The sequence below is a fragment of the Acinetobacter stercoris genome (genome assembly GCF_900323515.1).
In the GTDB taxonomy this organism is placed as follows: domain Bacteria; phylum Pseudomonadota; class Gammaproteobacteria; order Pseudomonadales; family Moraxellaceae; genus Acinetobacter; species Acinetobacter stercoris.
Genome location: NZ_OOGT01000197.1, coordinates 1 through 7,459, shown reverse-complemented (window position 1 = coordinate 7,459; position 7,459 = coordinate 1). Strand labels below are relative to the sequence as shown.

The 7,459-nt window shown below is 37.5% G+C and carries 6 protein-coding genes; all 6 read right to left on the bottom strand.

The genetic code is table 11. The features are described 5' to 3' along the window. Positions 1-53: 53 nt before the first annotated feature. Positions 54-1,016, bottom strand: a complete 963-nt coding sequence (locus tag KPC_RS16160) for a M15 family metallopeptidase (RefSeq protein WP_121975386.1) — start codon at positions 1,014-1,016, stop codon at positions 54-56. A gap of 1 nt (position 1,017) precedes the next feature. Next, positions 1,018-1,614, bottom strand: a complete 597-nt coding sequence (locus tag KPC_RS16155; RefSeq protein WP_121975385.1) for a hypothetical protein — start codon at positions 1,612-1,614, stop codon at positions 1,018-1,020. Between the two features lie 12 nt (positions 1,615-1,626). Then, positions 1,627-2,430: a type IVB secretion system protein IcmH/DotU gene (gene icmH / locus KPC_RS16150; RefSeq protein ID WP_121975384.1), complete on the bottom strand. Its 804-nt coding sequence runs from the start codon at positions 2,428-2,430 to the stop codon at positions 1,627-1,629. A gap of 11 nt (positions 2,431-2,441) precedes the next feature. Further along, on the bottom strand, positions 2,442-3,806 hold the full coding sequence (tssK, locus tag KPC_RS16145) for a type VI secretion system baseplate subunit TssK (protein WP_121975383.1): 1,365 nt from the start codon (positions 3,804-3,806) through the stop codon (positions 2,442-2,444). 5 nt (positions 3,807-3,811) lie between these two features. Continuing rightward, positions 3,812-4,936 (bottom strand): type VI secretion system protein TssA, encoded by a 1,125-nt coding sequence (tssA, locus tag KPC_RS16140; protein ID WP_121975382.1) that lies wholly within the window; start codon positions 4,934-4,936, stop codon positions 3,812-3,814. Positions 4,937-4,959: 23 nt separating this feature from the next. Then, positions 4,960-7,459, bottom strand: a 2,500-nt coding sequence (tssH, locus tag KPC_RS16135; protein WP_121975381.1) for a type VI secretion system ATPase TssH, incomplete at its 5' end; no start/stop codon positions are given.

The following is a 7,459-nucleotide window of genomic DNA, read 5'->3' as shown; positions in this document are numbered from 1 at the left end:
GTTACAGCTAGTATTAATAACAATATAATTTACAGGCTCATATACTATAAAACTCAGTTTATATTAGTTGCACTCAATTGCCCTTCAGAAGTGAGTTTTTCTGCCATTTCGGCAGTCTTTTTCAACCCAGGCATACGATATTCGGTATGACCATAATCCTGAATCGATTTCCATCGGCCACCCCATGTTAAACCTACTGATTCAGCAACTTCACCATACAACTGATATCCTCGCCATGCCCAAGGATCGCGCTCGGAAATAACAACTTTACCATCACGCTTAAATGCGACATCAGCTGCTAAACCAAACTGATGGTAACTTTGATAAGCTTTGGCTCGCGTTGTATTGGCATTACCAGATAACATATTTTGACGTGCAGGGCTTCTATAACCTTCGAGTAAAACTAGCTCATAGTTATAGCGTTCTTTCATAATTTTAAAAACCATGAGTAAACGCTGTTTATAACGCGGATTCATTCGATCCCATTTACGATCAACCATGGAGGTATCAAGATGCCCATGCATATCTCCAAAACCAGTTTCATTACCGATCATCGATCGAGTTGAATCAGGATTTTGAGCCTGATACTGTTTTTCTAACTGAATTGCTTCAACAATTGCAGCATCTACCAGTTTTTCATCGACTTCTGGAGGAGGAGCAAGTATTTCACCATTCAATAGAGCATAGATTTGAGGATCAACTTTCTTTAAATAATCGGCCTCAACTTTCGTAGGGTCAATTGGACGTGTGAATGCGAAAACTAAAATACTCGAAAGTAAAAATATCCCAGCAATTAAAATCCACCATTGTTGTAAATGCCAATAAGACTGGGTTTGATGAACAGATGCTGCCGTATTCATTTTCTGAGCAAAATTTTTTGCATGAATCAGTTTTTGTTTACTGCTGGGCAATAAGGCACGAACAATGTCCATTGTCTTGACCCGCAATTCATACGACATCAGTAAACACAAACAGATAACCAATGTAAGAAAACAACAGACGATAAATATGATCATTTTATTCGTCTTTTGGCTTCTGGGTCACCGAGATTTGAACTGATGCCTGAGGAGAAATATCTTCTTTACTTTTATCAGTATTCTCTGCTGGTGTTGGTTTGGTGGTTTCTTCTTGAGCTTTCGTTGATGTAACCGCTTTATCTGTTGCTGGTTTTTTTAATACGACGGGAGTTGTAGGTGCTGTCTTGGCTGTAGGCTTTTCTTGGTGTGCTACAGCTTTCTTTTCCTGCCCGAAGAAATTGGCAAAAGGCGATGAAGATTGTTGAGATACAGCTTGAGGTTTTTGCTCAGTCTTTTGGTGCTTGAACAGGCCACTCAATTCTTTCTCACTGACTTGGGGACCATAATTATCCTCATCATGATTTGGGTGATCTGGATCTTGTGGTTTCGTCTCCTCAGATGTGGTTACAGATTCACTTTCAGTATTTTCTATATACTCTATAGAGCTATTGTTGAAAAACCCATAAGTAAAAATAACCAAACAGGTACTAATAACCCCCCCAATAAAACCGAGTAAAGCATATTTAAAAATATGAGTTTGTGATTTTTTAGTTTTAGGCTGCAATATACGAACCGAATTTTGCTTTTCTTGAGTCATAATTACATTCTTTTAAGGTAAATAAATTGTAATATTTGCCTGTTCAGCTGGTGTACTGATTACATTTTGATATTGTGATAATGCTGTATTATTCTGTTTATCCAGCATGAAGCGTAATCCTGCAAAGGCAAGAACTGCAAATATCAATAAGAACAGTAAAATCCAAACAAACGGCAATTCTTTATGAATAATATTTTTAATTTGATCCGGTAGCATTGCAAAAGGTGAAAAGGCGGCTTTTTTACCTTTTAAATAATCAATTTCATCCCCAACTCTAGCGACCAGATGATTCAAGCTTTCAATAGATTCTAAACGGTATTTCCCTTGAAAGCCGAGTAATAAACAATAGTGAAATACTTCCAGAGATGCTAGACGATCTTTGCCTTTACGTCTAAGCTCTTCCAGAAACTCATAAAAACGATAACCAGCAAGTTGTGAACCAAATAAACTTAACTGCAACGGATTAATCATCCATGAGTTTTGCAAATTAAAAAAGCTAGCATCTTGTTGGGATACGATAGTTTCATCCAATAAAGCACAATAAGCATATTTAGCATCATGGATATCTTCTGCAGAAAATTGTAATTTTTTTGCTTGTTGCTCAAAACGATTAAGCAAGTCCATGATTTTTTGTCGAAACTCTTCAGGATTGCTGGGAATGTATTGGTTTTTGAGTAAAAACACAATATAAAAGCCATCATAGAGCAAATCCACCAGATTAGATGCCTGAGAGGCTTTAGGCTGGCTAATGTTGTTTGCGCCAGAACCAATTTGACCATCATCAAATAATGAAGGTGCTCCATTTGGTAAATTCATTATTACTCTCCTTAAGCATTCATCACAGCAATCAATTCAATACTAATATCCTGAAAACCTGCAGGGACATATATACAGATAGTTTCAGATTCGAGCATGCGCTGATAAAGTTCATCATGTGGTTCTATTTCAAAATAGTTGACACCTGAACGCACAGGGATTGCAGTTGGGACTTGCATTAAATGGTGCAGTGGAATAGCAGGTAAGGCAGCGACAACACGTTGCTCAACATCTACCGTATTCCCAACTTTGAAACGTAGTGGCACAATTTGGATCAATTCGTGTGTTTGCATCATGCTGCTTGATACAGCAATATAGAGTCGGGTTTCTCTATTGATTTTATCTGTTTCAAGACTACCCACCCAATAAGATGGGCGGATCTCTTTAAGCGCAATACTGATATAGCGGCTGGAAATAATAGTATCGAGTAATTCTCTTAAAATAATGTCTAACTGGGTAAAACTTTCTTGTAAATGATGATGTTTATACTGAGGAAGTTGATCAACTTCATATGCTGTAGAGAAGGTAAGTAGAGAACCAGTTAAACGCAGTAATTCACAATATAGTCTTTCAGGGTGAATCTGAGGATTTTGAAAAATATGATTTAATGTTGAATGTGCAGTATTTAAGGCATTGACTAGCCAAAAAGAAACAATATCTCCAGATCTGAACTCGATTAATTTCTGTTCATTTTCACGATTGTTAGTCTGAATTGTCTTAATTTTTGCCTTGATAACATTTAGTGTTCGTTTCAAGTTATTAATCAATGTTTCACTTGATTCGATATGTAGAATTGGCGGAATAAATTTTTGATCAAGTTCAAAATTACCAGAACTTAAACGTTTGATTCGTCCTATAGGCAAATATAGAAAACCATCCAGCTCGTGGTTTGGATTTACGTTTACATCAAGTAATTTAAATTCAGCACGACGACGCAAGAGAGTGATTTCGGCAGGAGTTGCATCTGTAAATAGATCATGAGTTTCAGTTAGATATGAATGATAGCGACTAGGTTCCGAACTTTCTTCATAAGCAACATTTTTCTTGTTCGGCTGTAGAACTGGTAATGCAAGGAAAATTTGCATTTCCCCACGCAAATTTAGATCATCCAGCTGAATTGGAGCAGGCAATAAGTCCTGGGCAGGGGCTGAATAGAATTCCCCATCTTGCCAGAGCATTTCCACTTTTTCCAGAGCGAGCAAATGAAGGTTTAATTGGCTTTCATCGAAACGAATATTTTGTACACCATAAGAAAATGGAATCGTAGAACGAATCGTATGATTTAAATGTTGTTCGTGGTATGTATCCTGGATCTGGAAGTGTTGAGGGCGTAAAAAAAGCCCTTCACCCCAAAGTATTTTTTCTGCTTTAAACATGTATATTACCAATCACTTGATTCATTGCTATTTTGTTGTACGCCTAATAACTCTTGAACTGATTCAAGAGGATTTTCATTTTTAATGACTTGAGCCAGCCATTCATGTAATGGCATCTGGCTCCACTTAATTGTTTTTTGCAGCATATAACTAACAGGGCTATGTGGTTCATTGGCCTGAAAATAATCTGCTATTTCTTGTAATACTTTCATTGCCTGTTCACGGTTTTGTAAATGGCTTTGCGGAGCAGGTTGAAAGGATTGCTGCTGGTGGCTTGAAGTATTCATGATAGGAGCCGCCTGATCGGTAGAAGCAGAAATCATTTGTGTAGTTTCAGTTGGAGTAGGGTGGTTTTCACTCATGACTGGAGACTGGTCAAAAGCATCTGCTTTATATATTTTTCTCAATGTTTTATTAATTTGCTCAAACTGGGAATCTATATTGGCAAAACTTGGGGCTTCAAGTCCCATCAACTGATCTAAAACCTGTTTAAGCATATCCCAGTGCTGAATGACTAGATTGAAATTTTGATAGTTTTGATATTGAAAGCTTTTTGAAGTATTGAACAAAGCCTGTTCAAACTGTTCCAGGTCAAGATTATGTTCAACTGTTTCCGAATCATCAGCATGTTTACGCAAATTATTTTGTTGATGCAAAAAATTTTCATAATCAAAAATTGAATACAAAGGCTGAGTTTGAATTAATGGCACTTTTTTGATCAGGGATGGAAGTTGGTTAACTAAACCCTGTAAAAGTCCTAGACGTTGATCAAGATCATCATCTTCAATTTCAGGATGAATTTTTAACCAGTATTCTTCCAGCATTCGATGTGACAGCTCTAAACCCTTGGCAATACCCTCATAACCATGAAGACTTGCCCATGCTTCCACTAGCCATGTTAATAAGCGAATATCTTTGGTTTGTTGACTTAATAGTTCGGTAGTTTTGTCAGCAACAAAATTCCAGTCTGCTTGTTTAGGTTCTACTACCCAGTCCCCAAGTTCAAGTAAAGGGTCATCCTGGGTACGTGCTTTTTTTATTTCATGAAAATCATTTGAAAATGACAAATCTTCTCCACAGATTTCATTCTCGGAAATCGGTGAAAGTAATGCTTCTATTTCTAAACTCATTTATTCAGCACTCTATATTTGAATTAAGCCGTCACAGGTTTGGTTTTTTTAACTGTTTTTTTCTTGGTTGTTTTTGATTTTGGATCAAGCTGATAAATAATTTCATCATCCTTGACATCAATCATAATAAGTTTTGGCAAATGCTGTTCGCTCAAGGCAACCAATATTTCCGTCGCCAATGCCGGTAAAACAGAAGAATTTAAAATATTGTCTACATTACGAGCACCACTATCAACTTCAGTACAGCGGCTCAAAAGTAACTCAGTTAAATCTTCTGAATATTCAACTTTAATTTCATATTGTTTTTCAATACGATCAATAATTTTTCCTAACTTATGATGAATGATACGAACAAGTAAGTCATCGTGTAATGGGAAATATGGAACAATCCGCATACGTCCTAAAAATGCAGGTTTAAACTGTTTGTATAGACTTGGTTTGAGGTGTTCTAGGAGCTCTTCAGCAGAAGGCCACTCTTCAACAGGGCGATTCAAACAAGCTTGCATGATGGCACTAGAACCAGCATTTGAAGTGAGTAAAATAGTTGTATTTTTAAAATCAATCACACGACCTTCACCATCTTCCAGCATCCCTTTATCAAAAACCTGATAAAAAAGCTCTTGAACGTCACTATGTGCTTTTTCAATTTCATCTAACAGTACAACACTATACGGATTACGGCGTACAGCTTCAGTCAAAACACCGCCTTGACCATAGCCTACATAGCCAGGAGGAGCGCCTTTCAATGAGGAAACAGTATGGGCTTCCTGATATTCAGACATATTGATGGTAATTAAGTGTGATTCACCACCATATAACTCGTTTGCAAGTGCAAGTGCAGTTTCTGTTTTACCAACACCACTTGGTCCAACCAGAAAAAATACGCCTTGAGGTTTATTCGGATCTTCCAGTTTAGCTTTTGACGTTTTGATTCCCTGAACAAGCTGATGTAAAGCATAATCTTGTCCCATTACTCTTTGCTCAAGTTTTTCTTCTAAGGTCAGGATCTGTTTGATTTCATCATTCACCATATTGCCTACAGGAATCCCTGTCCAGTCAGAAATGATTTCATTAATGATCTGTGCATTTACACGTTCAAAGACCAGAGGAGTAGTGCCTTGGATTTCTTGTAATTGATTTCGTAGTTGAGTAACTTCATCATTTTTTGCAGACTCAGGGTTTTCAGTTTCCAGTGCTTTGATTTTATATACAATTTCAAGCTCTTTTTTCCATTTTTGTTCTGTTGCCTCGATGTCTTGCTCTAGTGATTGGATTTCAGGTTTGAGATTTTCTATGCGTTCATGATGTACTGGATTTTGTTTATGTTCATTTTCAAGGATATTAAACTCAAGTTTTAGGTTGTGTAATTGGGCTTTAAGTTGATCAAGCTTCACAGGTTCAGCATTTTGAGTGAGAGCAACGCGAGCCGAAGCAGTATCTAAGACACTAATCGCTTTGTCTGGAAGTTGACGGCCACTAATATAACGATGAGAAGAATGTACGGCAGTCACAATAGCTTCATCGTCAATTTGCAGTTTAAAGTGTGCTGACATGACTGGAATCATGGCACGTAACATATCGATTGCTACTTCTTCGGTCGGTTCTTCAACTTTTACAACTTGGAAACGACGACTAAGCGCTGCATCTTTTTCAAAATATTGTTTATATTCTGCCCATGTGGTTGCTGCGATAGTTCTTAACTCACCACGAGCTAAAGCTGGTTTTAAAAGGTTTGCCGCATCATTTTGTCCGGCTTGCCCACCAGCACCGATTAAGGTATGGGCTTCATCGATAAACAGGATAATTGGGTGAGCAGAAGCCTGCACCTCTTGAATAACTTGCTTTAAACGGTTTTCGAACTCTCCTTTAACACTTGCACCTGCTTGTAAAAGTCCCATATCCAGTACATGTAGCTGAACATTTTTTAAAGCATCAGGAACCAGATTGTTCGCAATTTTGAGAGCAAGTCCCTCAACTACAGCTGTTTTTCCTACGCCTGGTTCACCAGTTAAAATTGGGTTGTTTTGTCGGCGACGCATCAGGATATCAAGCATCAAACGAATTTCAAATTCTCGCCCGATGACAGGGTCTATTCCACCTTTTTTTGCCTTTTCAGTCAGATTAATAGTGTATTGATCCAGAGCTGGGGTTTTGTTTGATTTGGATTCATCGGAAATGTTAGATGAAATTTCATTATTTTCTGTGGTTTTGGCAGCAACTTCACTTTCAACACTATCTTTACAAATTTCCAGATATTTGTGTTTCATTGTGTCAATAGGAAACAAATCAAACATGCTCGAAGCACGGATGGCAAGTTGATATAAATCAGCTGCTGTGAGCAGTGCAACAAGAATATGACCGCTTCTAATAACTGGGTTTTGGTCAGCTGAAGCCAGTAACCATGATTGTTCTAACAAGCGAACAATTGATTTTGCAAATATCGGTGTTCTGGTATTTCCCTTAGGTAATTGAGAAATAGTTTCTTTGATATCATCTAATAATGCATCTTTTGATATTTTATAT